Annotated in this window: 18 protein-coding genes; 4 read left to right on the top strand and 14 right to left on the bottom strand. The window is 65.1% G+C overall.

Features of this window, described 5'->3' with window-relative positions; all coding sequences use genetic code 11:
- Nucleotides 1–3 precede the first annotated feature (3 nt).
- Nucleotides 4–921 (top strand): alpha/beta hydrolase, encoded by a 918-nt coding sequence (locus B2G71_RS16280; protein WP_098107634.1) that lies wholly within the window; start codon nt 4–6, stop codon nt 919–921.
- Nucleotides 922–1041: 120 nt separating this feature from the next.
- The gene (locus B2G71_RS16275) at nt 1042–2283 is read left to right on the top strand and encodes an acyl-CoA dehydrogenase family protein (protein ID WP_098107633.1); all 1242 of its coding nucleotides are present in this window, start codon (nt 1042–1044) and stop codon (nt 2281–2283) included.
- Nucleotides 2284–2323: 40 nt separating this feature from the next.
- Here B2G71_RS16275 and B2G71_RS16270 read toward each other — a convergent pair whose 3' ends face one another.
- Nucleotides 2324–3136 carry an IS5 family transposase gene (locus B2G71_RS16270; protein WP_098107631.1) on the bottom strand — a complete coding sequence of 271 codons (813 nt, stop codon included), beginning with the start codon at nt 3134–3136 and terminating at the stop codon, nt 2324–2326.
- Between the two features lie 248 nt (nt 3137–3384).
- Complete coding sequence (locus B2G71_RS16265; protein WP_098107629.1) at nt 3385–4278, bottom strand: LysR family transcriptional regulator; 894 nt, start codon at nt 4276–4278, stop codon at nt 3385–3387.
- Between the two features lie 101 nt (nt 4279–4379).
- Here B2G71_RS16265 and B2G71_RS16260 point away from each other — a divergent pair, with 101 nt between their 5' ends.
- Both B2G71_RS16260 and B2G71_RS16255 read left to right on the top strand, forming a co-directional pair.
- Nucleotides 4380–5192, top strand: coding sequence for an SDR family NAD(P)-dependent oxidoreductase (locus tag B2G71_RS16260; protein ID WP_098107628.1), 813 nt, complete (start codon nt 4380–4382; stop codon nt 5190–5192).
- 89 nt (nt 5193–5281) lie between these two features.
- On the top strand, nt 5282–6184 hold the full coding sequence (locus B2G71_RS16255) for a LysR family transcriptional regulator (protein ID WP_098107626.1): 903 nt from the start codon (nt 5282–5284) through the stop codon (nt 6182–6184).
- Here the strand turns inward: B2G71_RS16255 and B2G71_RS16250 are convergent.
- From B2G71_RS16250 to B2G71_RS16195, 12 genes are all read right to left on the bottom strand, one after another.
- On the bottom strand, nt 6181–6417 hold the full coding sequence (locus tag B2G71_RS16250; RefSeq protein WP_206049429.1) for a DUF2274 domain-containing protein: 237 nt from the start codon (nt 6415–6417) through the stop codon (nt 6181–6183). The two genes, B2G71_RS16255 and B2G71_RS16250, sit on opposite strands and share 4 nt — an antisense overlap.
- A 2-nt stretch (nt 6418–6419) precedes the next feature.
- The gene (locus tag B2G71_RS16245; RefSeq protein WP_098107622.1) at nt 6420–7640 is read right to left on the bottom strand and encodes a TrbI/VirB10 family protein; all 1221 of its coding nucleotides are present in this window, start codon (nt 7638–7640) and stop codon (nt 6420–6422) included.
- The gene (gene trbG, locus B2G71_RS16240; RefSeq protein WP_098107621.1) at nt 7637–8686 is read right to left on the bottom strand and encodes a P-type conjugative transfer protein TrbG; all 1050 of its coding nucleotides are present in this window, start codon (nt 8684–8686) and stop codon (nt 7637–7639) included. The genes B2G71_RS16245 and trbG overlap by 4 nt, the downstream gene beginning before the upstream one ends.
- The gene (trbF, locus tag B2G71_RS16235; protein ID WP_098107619.1) at nt 8683–9366 is read right to left on the bottom strand and encodes a conjugal transfer protein TrbF; all 684 of its coding nucleotides are present in this window, start codon (nt 9364–9366) and stop codon (nt 8683–8685) included. Before trbF ends, trbG begins: the two co-directional genes overlap by 4 nt.
- Nucleotides 9366–10721, bottom strand: coding sequence for a P-type conjugative transfer protein TrbL (gene trbL, locus B2G71_RS16230; protein ID WP_098107617.1), 1356 nt, complete (start codon nt 10719–10721; stop codon nt 9366–9368). Before trbL ends, trbF begins: the two co-directional genes overlap by 1 nt.
- Nucleotides 10722–10725: 4 nt before the next feature.
- A complete protein-coding gene (gene trbK-alt / locus B2G71_RS16225; RefSeq protein WP_098107615.1) occupies nt 10726–11112 on the bottom strand; it encodes a putative entry exclusion protein TrbK-alt in 387 nt (128 codons plus the stop codon).
- A 10-nt stretch (nt 11113–11122) separates the two neighbouring features.
- On the bottom strand, nt 11123–11893 hold the full coding sequence (trbJ, locus tag B2G71_RS16220; protein WP_098107614.1) for a P-type conjugative transfer protein TrbJ: 771 nt from the start codon (nt 11891–11893) through the stop codon (nt 11123–11125).
- A complete protein-coding gene (gene trbE, locus B2G71_RS16215; protein ID WP_098107612.1) occupies nt 11890–14346 on the bottom strand; it encodes a conjugal transfer protein TrbE in 2457 nt (818 codons plus the stop codon). Before trbE ends, trbJ begins: the two co-directional genes overlap by 4 nt.
- Nucleotides 14347–14357: 11 nt before the next feature.
- Entirely contained in the window at nt 14358–14639 is a 282-nt protein-coding gene (locus B2G71_RS16210; RefSeq protein ID WP_098107610.1) for a VirB3 family type IV secretion system protein, read from the bottom strand.
- Nucleotides 14639–14971: a TrbC/VirB2 family protein gene (locus tag B2G71_RS16205; protein ID WP_098107608.1), complete on the bottom strand. Its 333-nt coding sequence runs from the start codon at nt 14969–14971 to the stop codon at nt 14639–14641. Before B2G71_RS16205 ends, B2G71_RS16210 begins: the two co-directional genes overlap by 1 nt.
- A complete protein-coding gene (trbB, locus tag B2G71_RS16200) occupies nt 14968–15951 on the bottom strand; it encodes a P-type conjugative transfer ATPase TrbB (protein WP_098107606.1) in 984 nt (327 codons plus the stop codon). Before trbB ends, B2G71_RS16205 begins: the two co-directional genes overlap by 4 nt.
- Nucleotides 15952–16120: 169 nt before the next feature.
- Nucleotides 16121–16552, bottom strand: a complete 432-nt coding sequence (locus B2G71_RS16195; RefSeq protein WP_098107604.1) for a CopG family transcriptional regulator — start codon at nt 16550–16552, stop codon at nt 16121–16123.

Genomic DNA, 16552 nt, shown 5'->3' with positions numbered 1-16552 from the left:
GCCATGAACATCGCCACGGATCCGGCTTCGCCTTCAAAGATCGTCGAAGCCGACCTCCGTATCGGAGATCAGACCGTTCACTTCTTGCGATGCGGATCGGGCTCGACCCTTGTCGTCCTCATTCATGGCTGGCCACAGAGTTCGCATGAATGGCGCAACGTCATGCCTATTCTGGGTCAACGCTTCGCTGTCATAGCTCCCGACTTACGTGGCATTGGTGGCACTTCCTCGCCACGCGGCGCGCTCGACGTCGGCGCGTTCGACAAGGCGTCACTCGCCCAGGACGTGCATGCCCTGGTGCAGGCGCTCAAGCCTGAGCTTCGCTTCGAGCGGGTGGTGGTGGCGGGCCACGATATCGGAGGCATGGTCGCTTACGCCTACGCGCGGCTCTATCCGAGCGAAGTCAATGGCGCGGCGATAATGGACATACCGATTCCCGGCCTCGACCCATGGGACGATATCAAGGCGTCGCCGATGACGTGGCACTTCGACTTTCACACCCCTAAGGGCTTGGCCGAGACGCTCGTACAGGGTCATCAGGCCCGCTATTTCCGAACCTTCTTTTTCGACGGTCTGGCCGAGCATCCGGAGGCTATCACCGACGAGGACGTCGCCGCCTACGCTGCGGCCTATCAATCGGACGAGAACCTTCGCGCCATGTGCGAAATCTATCGCGCCTTTCCGAAGGACGAGGCATTCTTCGCCTCGCGCACCGAGAAGCTCGACGTTCCGTTGCTCATTGTCGGCGGCGAGAACACATTCGCAGAAATACTGCCGAAAATGGCAGAGGCGCTCGCCAATGTTGGCGCAACCAATGTGAGGACTGCCATGCTCGAGCGTTCCGGCCACTGGATGTCCGAAGAACAGCCGGAGCGGACGGCGGCCGCCATTGCCAGCCTCGCCACGGGCGGTCGCGACTGAGGTCCCGGTCGACGAGGGCCGCTGCATCGGGGGGAAGGACGTCACCCTGTAACGAGATGATACGCGTGAGCGTATAGCGCATAGCGCCATCGCTGGTGCATTATCTGACAGAGGTACTCGATGGGCACTGACGCGATCAAAATCCGCATAGCGGCCGACAACGACTTTCTCGATCCAGCTGAAGTTGCGGCGCTAAATCCGGCGACGCTCCGTGAAAGAACCCAAACAATAGCGCCGCTTCTGCGAGAGCGCGCGGCAAAGGCCGAACGGGAGCGCCGGCCCGATACGGAGGCATGGGCGGCGATCCGGCGATCCGGCTTCTTCTACGTCTTCGTGCCGCAGGCGTTCGGCGGCATGGGAGCAGATCCGGACGTCTTCATAGATGCAGCGTTGCCGCTCGCCAAGGCGGATCCCGGCATGGCCTGGTCCGCCTGCTTCATCGCCGGCCACAACCATGCCGTGGCCCATTTTCCCGAGCCTGCGCAGCAGGAAATCTGGGGGAAACGAGGCTATATTGCGGCTGCCGCTGTGGCCTTCCCGCCGGGGCAGGCAACCAAGGTTGACGGAGGATATCGCATCACTGGCACATGGGGTTGGGCCAGCGGCATAATGGACGCCGATCATGTGATGGCCGTGGTCATGCTGGGCGAGCCAGTGCCGGACGAGCAGCCCGCTCTTGGCCTTGCGATTATTTCCACTACCGATGTGACGGCGCGCGACAACTGGCACATGGCGGGTCTTGCCTCGTCGGGCAGCCACGACGTCGTCATTGAGGATGCCTTCATCCCCGATCATCACATGCTGACCGACCTCACCCTGTTCTCCGGTCATAACGAGTTCTCCAGACGACATAGCGAGCCGGTATTCGGCTTCCCGTTTATTTCATTTGGCGCGTTTATCGCTGTGGTGCCGCTGCTTGGGGCAGCAATGGGCTTGCTCGACCTACACAGGGAAGCGCTCCCCGGCCGCACGGTGAAGGGCACTCAGTCCCCGTTGGGCGAAAGCGCTGCGGCTCACGTCCGTCTTGGCCGTGCTGACGTGGTTCTCGATACGGCTGAGCAACTCATCCGTGCCGCTGCCCGGCGTGCAGTTGCCGCGGCCTCGCTGCCTCCGTCCGAGCAGTTGCAGGTGCGGGCCCGAATCAAGATGGAGTTTGCCTATGCGGCTCAACTGTGCCGTGACGCCGCCAGGCTAATGGCGGACGGCGCGGGATCGAGTATCTACCGCACCGATCATCCCTTCCAGAGGATATTTCGAGATATCCAGGTGATGGGCAGTCATGCGGGCTTCGACCTCGACGTCGCTGCCGAACTGCACGGCCGCATGCTGCTCGGCATGTCCTCCAACATGATGCTGTTCTGATCTTCCGACGGGCCATGCGGCTCAGAGTCCGTCCCGAAATTTATGAGGCGCGTGCGATGCGGCGGATGAGGACCATTGCGGCAGCGGCGTATAGGAAAGCTGTTGCCGATGCGATTGTCGCTTCGGCATCCTTCCAGAGGCGTCGATTTCGATTGATCCAGGCGAAGAAGCGCTCGACGACCCATCTCCGGGGTTGGACGGCGAAGCCGATCTGGTCGGGCTTGCGGCGGACGATCTCGACGGCGATGCGCGTAGCGGTCGCGACGCGCGGTCCCTGATAGCCGGCGTCGGCGAAGACCTTCTCGATGAACGGAAACGGGCGACGCGAGGCTGCGAGCAGCGGGCCTGCTCCATCGCGGTCCTGCACACTGGCAGGATGGGCGAACAGGACGAGGCCGCGCCCTTCGGTATCGACGAGGGCGTGGCGCTTGCGGCCCATGATCTTCTTGCCGGCGTCGTAACCACGGGGACCGCCTGCCTCGTTGGTTTTCACACTCTGGCTGTCGATGATGCAGGCGCTCGGCGAGGCCGATCGACCGCTGCGTTCCCGGTCGATCATCAGCAGCGCATGGTTCAGCGCCTCGAACACGCCTTTGTCCCGCCATGCCGCAAACCAGCGATAGGCTGTGCTTTTCGGCGGAAGGTCGCTCGGCAGGAGCCGCCATGCCACGCCCCCACGCATCACGTAGAAAATCGCGTTGACGATCTCGCGCAGAGGCCAGGAAAGCGGCCGCCCCTTCCGTTTCGGCGCCGGCAGCAGCGGCTCGATCAGCCGCCACTCCGCATCCGTCAAATCCGTTTCGTATCGAAGCCCCGCGCGACTATGCTGTCGGCGAGTGGCTGGGGTCCACATCGCTCGCTCCAAGATGGCCTGAACAACCCCTTGGAATCACGAGCGCCCCAGCCTCTCAACCTTTTCGGGACGGGCTTTCAGAGGCGAAAGCATCGCGATGGATACGTTCGGGGATGGACGCGGAAATCTCCTGAACGCTCCTCGATCACGGCGCTTATGTCTTCGGCACCGCGCACAGCGCAAGATCAGGCTGAACGCGCAGCCTTGAAGGACAAATGGGTTTATTGGGTTACAGACTGGACGGCGCCTCAGACGGACCTGCTTGCCCAAAGCGCCTCCTTGAACAGCTCGAAGGCCGTCGTCACCTGACGATCGGGGTAATAGAGATGGTAGCCTGCGAAGGGCTCGCACCACGGCTCTAGCAGCCGGGACAGACGGCCATCGGCAATCGGCGCCGCGACCAGGTCCTCCAAGATGTAGAGGATGCCGAAGCCCTCGAGGGCGGCAGCCACCAGCAGGTCGCCATCGTTGAAAACCGGCCCGCGTCCCGGTGCGACCGTCACCGCATGGCCGTCGCGGTCGAACGACCAGGAAGAAAGGTCGCCATGCGCATCGCCATAGGCGATACAGCGATGCCTCGTCAGGTCCGCAGGCTCCGTCGGCGCCGGATGGTCGCTCAGATAGCTGGGAGCGGCCACGACCGCGACACGAAGCGGAGGCCCGACCGCCAGCGCGATCATGTCCTTCTCTAGGTGCTCGCCAAGCCGGATGCCCGCATCGTAGCGGCCCGCCACGACATCGGTCATCCCGTTTTCCACGCACACCTCCACTTCGATGCCGGGGTGGTTGTGCATGAAGGACGGAAGCATCGGCCACAGCAACGTGTCCGCGGCGTGCTTGCCCGTCGTGATGCGGACGGTGCCGATCGCTGCCCCGCTTGCCTGGGACAGTGCCTCGATCTCGTTGTCCAGTCCGGCCAGCGCCGGCGACAGGGTGGCGAGCAGACGCTCGCCGGCAGCAGTCGGTGCGACGCTGCGCGTGGTGCGGGAAAGCAATCGGAAACCGAGTTGGCCCTCCAGCCGCTTCATGGTCTGGCTCAATGCCGACTGGGTCACGCCGAGCCGCCTCGCGGCACGCGTAAAGCTGCGTTCGGAGGCGATTGCCGCGAAGACAGCGAGATCGCCGAGCTGATCTGGACGCATTGATAATCCCTGCTGCTAAGGCCTATTATCTATTAGCTCATTATCTCGATCCATTAGCATACCTACATAGAAGGCAACAGTGGAAGGATTAGGAGCAGGCTATGTCGAAGGTTTGGTTGGTGACGGGCGCAAGCCGCGGACTGGGATTGGAGATCACGCGCGCCGCGCTCGATGCGGGTGAGAAAGTGGTGGCGACCGCGCGGTCGGCGGACGCGATACGTGAAGCCTTGGGAGGCGAGCATGAGCGGCTGCATACCCTGAGCCTCGATATCACTGATGCTGAAGCCGCGAACGCAGTCGCCAAGGAAAGCATCGAGCGGTTCGGTGCGATCGACGTGCTGGTCAACAATGCCGGCTATGCCGAACTAGGTTTCTTTGAGACCTTTACCGATACCGCGGTGAGGCGCCAGTTCGAGGTCAATCTGTTCGGTACGATGAACGTCGCGCGGGCGGTCGCTCCCCATATGCGGGCGCGTCGCTCGGGTCTGATCGTCACCATCTCGTCGGTCAGCGGGCTGGTCTCCAACGGCGGGGGCGCGGTCTACTCGGCGTCCAAGTTTGCGGTCGAAGGGTGGATGGAGGGTTTTGCGCAGGAGCTCGCGCCGTTCGGCGTCCGCTCTCTCCTTGTCGAGCCGGGGATGCTGCGCACGGACTTCATGGATGGCAAGTCGGCGAGCTTCGGCAGCATCGACATTCCGGATTATGCCGAGGCGATTGAGCAGTATCGCGAGTTCGTTGACGGTGCCAACGGCAATCAGCCGGGCGACCCGAAACTGCTCGCCGCGCGGATCGTGGCGCTCGCTTCGCAAGATACGACGCCACCGCGGCTTATATTCGGCGACGACGCCCGGCAATGGGCCGGAGCGAAGGTCGATCAGTTGCAGCAGGAGATTACGCAGTCCGCCGATCGCTGACATGACAGTGCAAGATGCTGTCCAGCAGGCGCGTGCCGCGTCGGCTTTCGCATGATGGGGACAATGCTTCGCAGCATTGCGTCGACGTCATGCCCGACCTGACGTTAGACCTGCGATACCTGAAATACGCTGTCCTTGTCGCCGAGGCAGGTAGCTTCCGACGTGCAGCGGAGCGGCTGTCGATCGCGCAATCGACCATCAGCCGCCGAGTTCAAATGCTTGAACGTCAGCTCGGCGTATCTCTTTTCGAGCGGTCCCCATCGGGAGCTGGTCTGACACCAGAAGGGGAACGCTTCCTCCAGCAGGCAGCTGTGGGAGCGCGGTATCTGCGTGACGCCGCTGCTGAGATACGATCCGTCAAGCGCCGTACAACCGGATTGATCAGATTTGGAATACTTGAAACTTTTCCCGCCGCTCCAATTATCGACCTCCTCGGCAGCTTCCGCAATCTTAACCCGACGATCGAAGTCAAGCTTGAGGAAGGCACGTCGGAAGAAAACAGCGCTGGCGTCAAGCGTGGCTTGCTGGACGCGGCGATTTGCTTGAGCGAGAGCGTCGAACCTGACTTCCGAATGCGAAGGCTATGCAAGCCAGATCTGTTCGTCGCGATGTCGCCGCGTCATACCCTGGCGTCGCGACCATATCTCTCCTGGGAAGACATCCGTGACGAGGTATTTCTCGTTCGCTCGGATGGCGCAGGGCGCGAGCTCACAATCATGCTTCGCCGGATGGTAGGCGCCGTGGAAGGAATGGTTCAGCTCTCGATTCAGCAAGTGAGCCGTGAGACCCTTCTAACGATGATCGAGCAAGGCTTCGGCATCACCGTAACATGCGCGGTTTCCGGGCGGAATATCTCTTTGATTCCGTTCGCAGCGGCACGCCCGCCGACTGCAACGATGATTTCGGCGAGCGACAACGCTAACCCTGCTCTGCCGCTGCTGCTGAAGTGCTTCGACACGGTCACCGGGGCTCGGCGCTGCAGTACGCTTTAGTCCGCAGTTCTGTGTGGGCTCGCCCGCTTGGCCTTTGCGAAGCCACGATCGGTCGCGATGAACCGCTGTAACATTGGGACGATTAATCTAGCCGGTTCGACAGCGGGTTGCCCTTGTTCGCGTCCCAATAGATCCGCGTAGTCAGCAAGATCCTGATGAAGGGCTGCAGGTAGCTCTATTTGAACTTTGATTGGCTTTTGGTCCACGATGGGCCCCAGCTTAAGCTTCGACATCATTACCCTCCGTAAGGTTCGAGTATCAGATCGTGCGTGACGACAACGCGAACTGGAAACCCAGGTAGGATAGTGAGCGTGGGGGCTACGTTGAGCTGTCGCCTAACAATCTGCTGGCCGGCATCGTTTATCGTATCTTGCCCCCCGTTGCGGATCGCCTGGACCAGCCGGTCGTCGTCATTCGTGGCAAGTTCGGCGCCGACGCTGAGCAGCGTTGACAGCCCGGCCGCCTTGGCGAGATCCCACCAGTGATAATCGACGCCATCCTGCAGGCCGGCGTAGCCTTCTGCGTCTGCACCAGGCTGTCGCTCGAGCACGATCGAGCGGCCGTTCGGGAAGATGAGGCGGTTCCAGACGAGCAGCACCCGGCTCTGTCCGAACTGAACATTATTGTCGTACTGGCCGATCACCCGCGTTCCCTGCGGCACGAGCAGGATGCGCCCGGTCGGGCTGTCGTAGATGTTCTCTGTGACTTGCGCGGTGATCTGACCCGGAAGGTCGGAGCGGATGCCGGTGATCAGCGCGGCCGAAATCACGGCTCCCGCCTGAAGGATGTTCGGCGAGGCTGGCGCGGCGACCCTATCGGGCGCAACGGTCCTGCGATCGGCCGCCGCGTTGAGAAAGGCGTTCTGGCGGTCCTGCGCGGAAGGTGTCGATGGAGGTGGCGCAAGGCCGAGGCTCGCTAGGTCCGGCGATGGAGGCGGCACGATGGCCGGAGCCGTCGCGGTCGCACCGGCGCGGGTCTCGGTGCCGGAGAACAGCCGACTGGTTCGCGCGGTCTCGATTTCCTGAAGGCGCCTCTGCTCTTCCGGACTGATGCCGGGATTCGGCGTGGCGACATTCGGCGTCGGTACAGGCTGGCCGCGCTCCTGAGCGCCAACGATTGGCCTTCCCAGATCGCCCGGTAGCGGCGGACCCAATCGCGGCACCCCGCTGTAATCGCGCGGGAGACCGGCGAGCCCATCGGCGGTCGAGCGATTTTCCGTCGAATACAATTCTTCGTTCGGCCGGCCTCCGTCGCGGGTCTGGAGCGCGTAGATCAGCGCACCGCCGAGCCCGACGCTGGCGACGAGACCCACGCCCGCGAGAACTTTGCGGGACAGCCGAGTGACACGCGGCGGATCGGCGCGCAACCGCATCGGCGGCGCGCTGGCCGGCTCGCCGGTCAGCGGCTGCGCGTCGTCGTCCGGCACCTCTTCATTCCGGGGCGGGTTCTCGCTCACGAGGTCGACCTCCCGTCGGTACGGGTGATGCGCACGCGCCGCTGGCGGTCGCCGGCGCCGAAGCGCAGCTCGGCGGCCGCGAAGAGGCGGTCGACGATCATGTGGTGGCCGCGAACCCGGTAGTTCACCAACTCGGAAGAGTTGCCCTCGGGGCCGACGACGAAGAGCGGCGGCATCTCGCCCTGGCCGATGCCGCGCGGGAATTCGATGAAGACCTGGCGGCCGTCGTCGAAGGCGCGAAGCGGCCGCCATGGCGCTCGGTCGCCTTCGATCGCATAGCGGAAGTTGACGTTGGCGAGGTCGACGCCGCTCGCCACTGGCTGAGCGGCTTGTGCCTCGGCGTTCTGCCGGCGCAGCGCGATGAGCTGGTCCTGCGGATACTGCCAGGAGACGGAGGCCATATAGGTCCGTTCGGTCGAGCGAAGCTCCATGTGGTAGGTGCGCAGGTTGGTGTTGATGACGAGGTTCGTCATCAGGTCGGGGCGGGTCGGCTTCACCAGGATATGAATCTGCCGCGTCGCCCCCGATCCGCTCTCGGTGTCGCCGATGATCCAGCGCACCGTATCGCCGGCGGCGACAGGGCCGGAGCCGACGAGCTGCTCGCCGGGCTGCAACGCGATGTCAGTGATCTGACCGACGGCCGTATAGACCTGATAGAGCGCGCCCTGCGTGAAGGGATAGACCTGCATCGAGTTGATGAAGCCGTCGCGCACAGGCTGGATACGCGCGGCGGCATTGGCCTGGTTTATCCGGGCGGTCGGGTCTGCTGGCTCGGGTGTGCGCCGCGAAGGCTCCACGCGTTGCAACTGGCCGGGCAGTGGTAGCGGCCGCGGCAGCTCCACCACGGTGACGGGCGCTGGCGGATCGACGGTCTGCACGGCGGGAGCCGCGTTGTCGTAGGAGATCTCGGGTGGCGGGTTGGTGGTGGCGCAACCGGCGAGCGCTGTCATCGCCAGCAGGACCACCGGAATCGCGGCTCTCTTGAGAGCCGGGAATACGACTGTGTGTGAAGCCGGGCTTCCGGCTTTACGGAAAGACGGCTTCATTGCCCAAGCTCCCGTGACCAGTTGATGGCGTTGACGTAGATGCCGAGCGGGTTCGCCCTCAGCCGGTCGGCGTTTCGGGGAACCTGCACCACGATCGTCAGGATCGCAGTCCAGCGCGTGGTCTCGGCGAGCTGGCCGTTCTCGTAGCGGCGCTCGACCCAGGCTACGCGGAAGCTGTCGGGCGATGCGCGGATGACGCTTGAGACGTCAACGGCGACCTGCTGGCGGCCCACTCGCGTGAACGGATCATTGGAGCGGGCATAGTCATTAAGCGCCATGGCGCCGCGATCGGTCGTGAAGTCGTAGGCGCGCAGCCAGTTCTGGCGAACGATGATCGCGTCGGCGGGAATGCTGCGGACCTGCTCGATGAAGCGCGCCAGGTGGAAGGCGATCTGTGGGTCGGTCGGACGATAATCGGCTTCGGCCGGCGCGACGGCCTGCGCCTGGCCGAGTCGATCGACCTGCACCACCCAGGGCACGATGGTTCCGCGTGCCGACTGAACGACAAGCGCGGTGGCGAAGCCGGCCGAGAGGACGAGCGAGCCGAAAGCCATAAGCCGCCAGTTCTTGGCCTGAATTCGCGAGGCGCCGATACGCTCGTCCCAGACCTGGGCCGCGCGTTGATACGGCGTCTCGGGCTCGGGGGTTTTGCCGTAGTGGGTGGAAGGTCGTTTGAACATCAGCGATCGCCTTCGGACAGGTTGACGGAAGAGCCGCCGCCATGGGCGTCACCGGAGCGGACGGCATGTGCCGTCGCCTGGACGGCGTGGGTCATGCGTTGGGAGCGGCGCATCCGCTGTGCCCAGGCCGGAGGGCTGTCGGCGCTCGCGGGCGCCGCGCCGTCACCGGCGGCGTCACGGCCGATCGAGCCCATGGTGGAACTTCCGCCCGTGGCTTCGAATGCCGCCTTGCCGCCCGCATTGAAGCTGGACTTCATGCTGTCGGCCGCACGCGAGGCGGCGCGGCGGAGAGGTGAGACGGCAGCGCTGCCGCCTGCACGAGCAACGCCACTGAGGCCGGATGCGACGCCTGCCGCGCCGGACTGTCCGGCCGCGCCGAGGCTGTAGGCAGTCGATGCGCCACCCGCGATCGCAGCGCCGCCGCGAGCGGCAGCCGCTGCACCTCCAGCCAGGGCCGCGCCACCGGAGGCGGCCGCGCCGACGGCGCCAGCGCCGAGCGCGACCATGCCGCCGGCGGCGAGACCCGTCCCAACCGCTGCTCCCGCGCTGAGCTGCGGGCCCCCGGAAACCAGGCCGGTGGCAATTCCCGGACCGAAGATGCCGAGGCCGAGGAGCGACAGCGCGGCGAGGACGATCGCCATCGCCTCGTCGATCGAGGGGTTTTGGCCACCAAAGCCCGATGTGAACTCGGAGAAGAGTGTCGAGCCGATACCGATGATGACGGCAAGCACCAGGACCTTGATGCCCGACGAGATGACATTGCCAAGCACGCGCTCCGCCATGAAGGCAGACTTTCCGAAGAGGCCGAAGGGGATCAGCACGAAGCCCGCGAGCGTCGTGAGTTTGAACTCGATGAGCGTGACGAAAAGCTGGATGGCGAGGATGAAGAACGCAAGCAGGACCAGCGCCCAGGCGAGGAACATGCAGGCGATCTGGATGAAGTTCTCGAAGAACGACCAGTAGCCCATCAGGCTGGAGATGGAATCGAGCAATGGCCGGCCGGCATCGAGGCCGGTCTGTGCGACCCTTCCGGGACGCATCAGGTCGGCGGTCGAGAAGCCGGTGCCGCTCGCCTTCAGGCCGAGACCGGCGAAGCTCTCGAATACGATCCTGGCGAGGTTGTTCCAGTTGCCGATGATGTAGGCGAAGACCCCAACGAACAGCGTCTTCTTCACCAGCCGCGCCATGATGTCGTCGTCGGCGCCCCAGCTCCAGAATAGCGCTGCGAGCGTCACGTCGATGACGATCAGCGTGGTCGCAATGAAGGCGACTTCGCCGCTGAGCAGCCCGAACCCGTTGTCGATGTAGCGGGTGAAGACCTCGAGGAAATGATCGATGACGCCGGTGCCGCCCATGATGCTACCGTGCCTCGTCGAGCTGAGGCGTGTTCGGCGCGGCGGGTGTCGGGGCCTGTGGGTTGGTCCGTTGTGACGGTGGCGTGAAGCCATCCCGCGGTGCGGGCGGCATGTCCGGTAACCGCTCGGCGGGACGGGCGCCTGGCGCGAGGAAGCGGTGGCGATTCTCCGCCCAGGCGCGGCGGCAGTCCGGATCGCGCGGCCCCTCTTCGCCGAGCGCCTGGCAGCGGATGAGCGCGTCGCGCAGGGGATCGGCCGGAGCTTCGATCACACGGCCGGACGGCCACCGCTCAGGCGCTTCCTCTTTCCGGGTCATCTCGATCGCTGTCGCCGTGATCGCGACAGCGACGAACGCCACGGCGCCGACCCGGGCGAATACCTTGCCGTCCATCGCCAGGCCCTCAGTTGCCGCTCGGGAACATGCGGGCGTTGCCCGGCTGATAGCCGCTGCCGGGCGTCAGGAATCGCCGACGCTGCTCGCGGCCCTGTTCGGCGGCCGCGGCGCGCTCGGCCTCGGAGAGGCTCTGGGCGCGCCCGTTGGCGGCGACGACGGCGGTGAGATCGGCGAGCTGCTGCGCTTGCAGGGCGAGGAGCTGATTGCCGGCCTGCGTCGCCTGGAGCGCGCCGGTCGCGCCCTGGCTCTGGCCAATCAGCGCCGACATCTCGGTGCGATTGGTGTCGATGTTGCCGACCACGCCGGCCTGGACGCGCATGGCATCCTGCAAGCCGCCGACGGTGTTCTGCCAGCGCTCGCGTGCCTGCGCGACGAGCGCCTGATCGGAAGCCGACATCGAAGCGTTGCCGTAGGTGGTCTGAAACGCACGGTCGATCTGCTGGACGTTGAGGGCGATGCCCTGCGCCTGTTGCAGGAGCTGCTGCGTGCGCTGGACAGACTGCTGGAGCTGTTGGAGCGACGAGTAAGGCAGGCTCGCGAGGTTGCGCGCCTGGTTGATCAGCATGGTCGCTTCGTTCTGAAGCTGAGTGATCTGCTGATTGACCTGCTGGAGCGTGCGCGCCGCCGTCAGCACGTTCTGAGCGTAGTTTGTCGGATCATAGACGATCCATTGCGCGGCGGCGGGCGGCGCGAAGATGGGTGACAGTGCGAGCGGGGCCGCTAGGAGTGCGGCCGTCATGCGCAGGGTGCGTGTAAGGGTGTGAACGGAACGGGTCATGGGCGTGCCTCCGGATCGCTTTGTTGAGTGACATTGGTGAGATCGGCGATGAGGTCCGCGGCCCAGTCGAGCCGGTTCGCCACGAGCCAATCCGCGAGAAACCTGTCCGTGCCGCTGCGGGCGTGAACATCGGCGATCATCGCCTGGTGCTGTTTGGATGAGGCGGCGCACAGCGCCAGGGCCACGTCCGACAGACCCAGCTCGAACAGCCGGTTTCCCCTGCGGCTCTGGCAGTAATAGTCGCGCTTGGGCATCGCCCGCGCGAGGATCTCGATCTGGCGATCGTTGAGACCGAAGCGGCGATAGATGGCGGTGATCTGCGGCTCGATCGCCCGTTCATTCGGCAGGAGAATGCGGGTCTGGCAGCTCTCGATGATGGCGGGCGCAATCGCCGAGCCATCGATGTCGGAGAGCGACTGCGTGGCGAAGATGACGCTGGCGTTCTTCTTGCGCAGCGTCTTCAGCCACTCGCGGAGCTGTCCGGCGAAACTCTCGTCATCGAGCGCGAGCCAACCCTCATCGACGATCAGCAGCGTCGGTCGGCCGTCGAGGCGGTCTTCGATGCGGTGGAAGAGATAGGCGAGCACGGCGGCGGCCGCGCCGGTTCCGATCAATCCCTCGGTCTCGAAGGCCTGGACATCCGCCTCGCCGAGATGTTCGGACTCGGCGTCCAGTAACCGGCCATATGGTCCGCCGACGCAATAGGGTCTCAGCGCCTGCTTCAGATCATTTGACTGGAGGAGGACGGACAAGCCGGTCAACGTGCGCTCCGCGACCGGTGCTGACGCCAACGATGACAGGGCCGACCAGAGGTGCTCCTTGACCTCGGGGGAGACCGGCACGCTCTCGCGGGAGAGAATCGCGATCAGCCAGTCGGAAGCCCAAGCGCGCTCGGCGACATCGTCGATGCGGGCCAGCGGTTGGAGCGACACGCTGTCGTCGGCTCCGTCCGTCAATCCGCCGCCGAGATCATGCCAGTCGCCCCGCATGGCGAGGGCCGCCGCGCGGATCGATCCGCCGAAGTCGAAGGCGAAGACCTGGGATCGCGGATAGCGCCGGAACTGGAGCGCCATGAGCGCGAGCAACACCGATTTGCCGGCGCCGGTCGGCCCGACGATCAGCGTATGGCCGACGTCGCCGACATGGATGGAAAGCCGGAACGGGGTCGAGCCCTCCGTTCTGCCGTAAAGCAGTGGGGGTGCATCGAAGTGCTCGTCCCGTTCCGGTCCCGCCCACACCGCCGACAGCGGGATCATGTGGGCGAGATTCAATGTGCTGATGGGCGGCTGGCGGACATTGGCGTAGACGTGGCCGGGCAGCGAGCCCAGCCAGGCGTCCACGGCATTGATGGTCTCGGCCATCGCAGTGAAGTCGCGGCCCTGGATGACCTTCTCCACCAGCCGCAGCTTCTCGGCGGCAATGCGAGGGTCATCATCCCAGACCGTGATCGTGGCGGTCACATAGGCTTGGCCGGCGTAATCGGCGCCAAGCTCCTGAAGCGCCATGTCGGCGTCGGCCGCCTTGTTCGCCGCATCGGTATCGACGAGGGCCGAGGCCTCGTTCGTCATGATTTCCTTGAGGATGGCGGCGATGGACTTGCGCTTCGCGAACCATTGCCGCCGGATCTTCGTCACCAGCTTGGTCGCGTCGGTCTTGTCGAGCAGGATCGCCCGCGTCGACCAGCGATAGGGAAAGGCGAGCCGGTTCAGCTCGTCGAGGATGCCGGGTGTCGTCGCGGACGGGAAACCGACGATGGTGAGGATGCGAAGGTTCGTCTCGCCCAGGCGCGGTTCGAGCCCGCCGGTGAGCGGCTGATCGGCGAGCAGCGCGTCGAGATACATCGGCGTCTCGGGAACGCGGACCCGATGCCGCTTCGTCGAGATGGTCGAATGCAGGTATGTGAGCGTCTCGGCGTCATCGAGCCAGGCGCATTCCGGCATGAATGCGTCGATGAGGTTCAAGATGCGGTCGGTGCGATCGATGAAGCCACGCAGAATCTCGTGGGCGTCGACGCCCGCGTGATCGCGGCCCTCGTAGAGCCATGTTTCGGCGCGGGCGGCGTCCTCGGCCGGCGGCAGGTACAGGAAGGTGAGGAAGTAGCCGGACTCGAAATGGGCGCCGGCCTCCTCGAAGTCCGCCTTGCGCTCGGCGTCGACCAGCGCGGAAGCGCTGTCGGCGAACGTGCTGGCGGGATAGGTCGCGGCGCCGTGGCGCTGCGCCTCGACAAAGATGGCCCAGCCGGAGCCGAGCCGCCGGAAGGCATTGTTCAATCGGCCGGCGACAGCCACCAGCTCGGCCGGCACGGCGCTGTCAAGATCGGGACCGCGGAAGCGCGCGGTGCGCTGGAGGCTGCCATCCTTGTTGAGGACGACGCCTTCGCCGGCGAGCGCGGCCCAGGGCAGGAAGTCGGCAAGCCGGGTGTTGCGGTTGCGATATTCGGCGAGGTTCATCATCGCGGCGCTCCTCAGACCGACAGGTGGCCAGGAATGCGCAGATGCTTGCGCACGACGTCGACGAACTGCGGATCGCGCTTCGCCGCCCAGACGGCGGCGAAATGGCCCACGGCCCAAAGTCCCAGGCCGACTAGCCAGAGGCGAAGGCCGAGGCCGAGGGCGGCCGCCAGCGTGCCGTTGAGAATGGCGAGAGAGCGCGGCGCGCCGCCGAGCAAGATGTGCTCGGTCAGCGCCCGGTGGACCGGGACCGAGAAGCCCGGCACCTCGCCGCCATGATCCGCGCCTTCGGCCATCAGACGAGCGCTCCGCCACCGAAGGAGAAGAACGACAGGAAGAAGCTCGATGCGGCGAACGCGATCGACAGGCCGAACACGATCTGGATCAGGCGGCGTGCACCGCCCGAGGTGTCGCCAAAGGCGAGCGTCAGGCCGGTGATGATGATGATCATCACGGCGATGATCTTGGCGACCGGCCCCTCGATGGATTCGAGGATGGATTGCAGCGGGGCTTCCCACGGCATCGACGAACCGGACGCGTGAGCGGCTGGCGCCAGCGCGAACGTGAGAAAGGTGACGGACACCGCCGTTGCGATATGGCGGCGTATGCGCAAGGCATGCTTGATCATGACGAGTCTCCTGTGGGGGGCTGGCTTGCGGGGGTGACGCGGTAGTCGCCATCGGGGCCGAGGCCTTCGACACCGGCGAGTTCGGCGAGGCGGCGCGAAGAGCCGCGGCCGGAGAGCACAGCGACCAGATCGATCGTCTCGGCGATCAGCGCGCGCGGGACGGTCACAACGGCTTCCTGAATGAGCTGCTCGAGACGGCGAAGAGCGCCGAGCGCAGTCCCCGCATGGATGGTCCCGATGCCGCCGGGATGCCCGGTGCCCCATGCCTTCAACAGGTCGAGCGCCTCGGCGCCGCGAACCTCGCCGATCGGGATGCGGTCCGGTCGAAAACGCAGGGAAGATCGGACCAGCTCTGAGAGCGTGATGACGCCGTCCTTGGTCCGCATGGCGACAAGGTTCGGCGCCGTGCATTGCAGCTCGCGCGTGTCCTCGATGACGATGACCCGGTCCGAGGTCTTCGCGATCTCGGCCAGAAGCGCGTTCGTGAGCGTGGTCTTGCCGGTGGAGGTGCCGCCGGCGACGAGGATGTTGCGACGTTCGCTGACCGCGATGCGCAGCGCCTCGGCCTGGCCTGCCTGCATGATGCCGGCGGCGACGTAATCGTCGAGCGTGAACACCGCCACGGCGGGCTTGCGGATCGCGAAGGCTGGGGCGGACACGACGGGGGGTAACAGCCCCTCGAACCGCTCCCCCGTTTCGGGCAGCTCAGCCGAGACGCGCGGAGCGCCTGGATGAACCTCGGCGCCGACGTGATGCGCGACCAGACGGATGATCCGCTCGCCATCGGCAGGCGACAGCCGTTCACCGGTGTCGGAAAGACCCTCCGAAAGCCGGTCGACCCAGAGCCGCCCATCGGGATTGAGCATCACCTCGACGATCGCGGGATCTTCCAGAAAGGTGGCGATCGCGGACCCGAGGGCCGTGCGCAGCATGCGCGCACCGCGAAGGATCGCCTCCGATTTCTGGTGAGTGGTCGCCACGTCGTCCCCGTTCTTTTGCGGGACCGCGACAGGCGGCCCTGCATCGGGGATGAGTAGAAGAGGCAGAAATCATGGCCTGACAACAACCATCATGTGGCCGTCGTACTGTGGCGTACAAAGACAGGGAAACGGCGGAAGGACAGAATACTTGCGATGCGGAGATCAGTGATTATTCCGCGTCGCGCGCGGGAATGTCTTCGGCAATTTCTTGTCTGAGCTTTGGTCCCTGCGCGAGTCGTCGGCCCAGGGCGGTGACGAAAGCTTCGTAGCGCTCCGCCGCCTTGGCGCGCGCCGCAACCTGTGCCGGCTCGGGCAACGGCGGATTGGACGTCAGCCAGAAGCGGATGAACACGGCGAGCGTTTCGACCGATATGCCGACATCGCGCTCCATGCGCGCCATGCGGCGGTCGAGCTGATCGAGCCGCTTCGTGGTCGCCGCTTCCTGCCGTTCTGCCGCGTCTGGCGAGAGGAAAGAGGCGATACCGGCCTCGGCGACCAGCGACAGGGAGAGGTCTCGCCGTGCGGCATGGGCCGCGAGCGCCTTCATGACGTCCGGGTCGAGATAGACGGATAGGCGCTGCTTCTTCGGAAGCTTGCTCAT

This window comes from Novosphingobium sp. PC22D, from assembly GCF_002556635.1.
Lineage (GTDB): Bacteria > Pseudomonadota > Alphaproteobacteria > Sphingomonadales > Sphingomonadaceae > Novosphingobium.
Note: the sequence above shows the minus strand (reverse complement) of the source record. Positions and strands in the feature narration are given on the sequence as shown.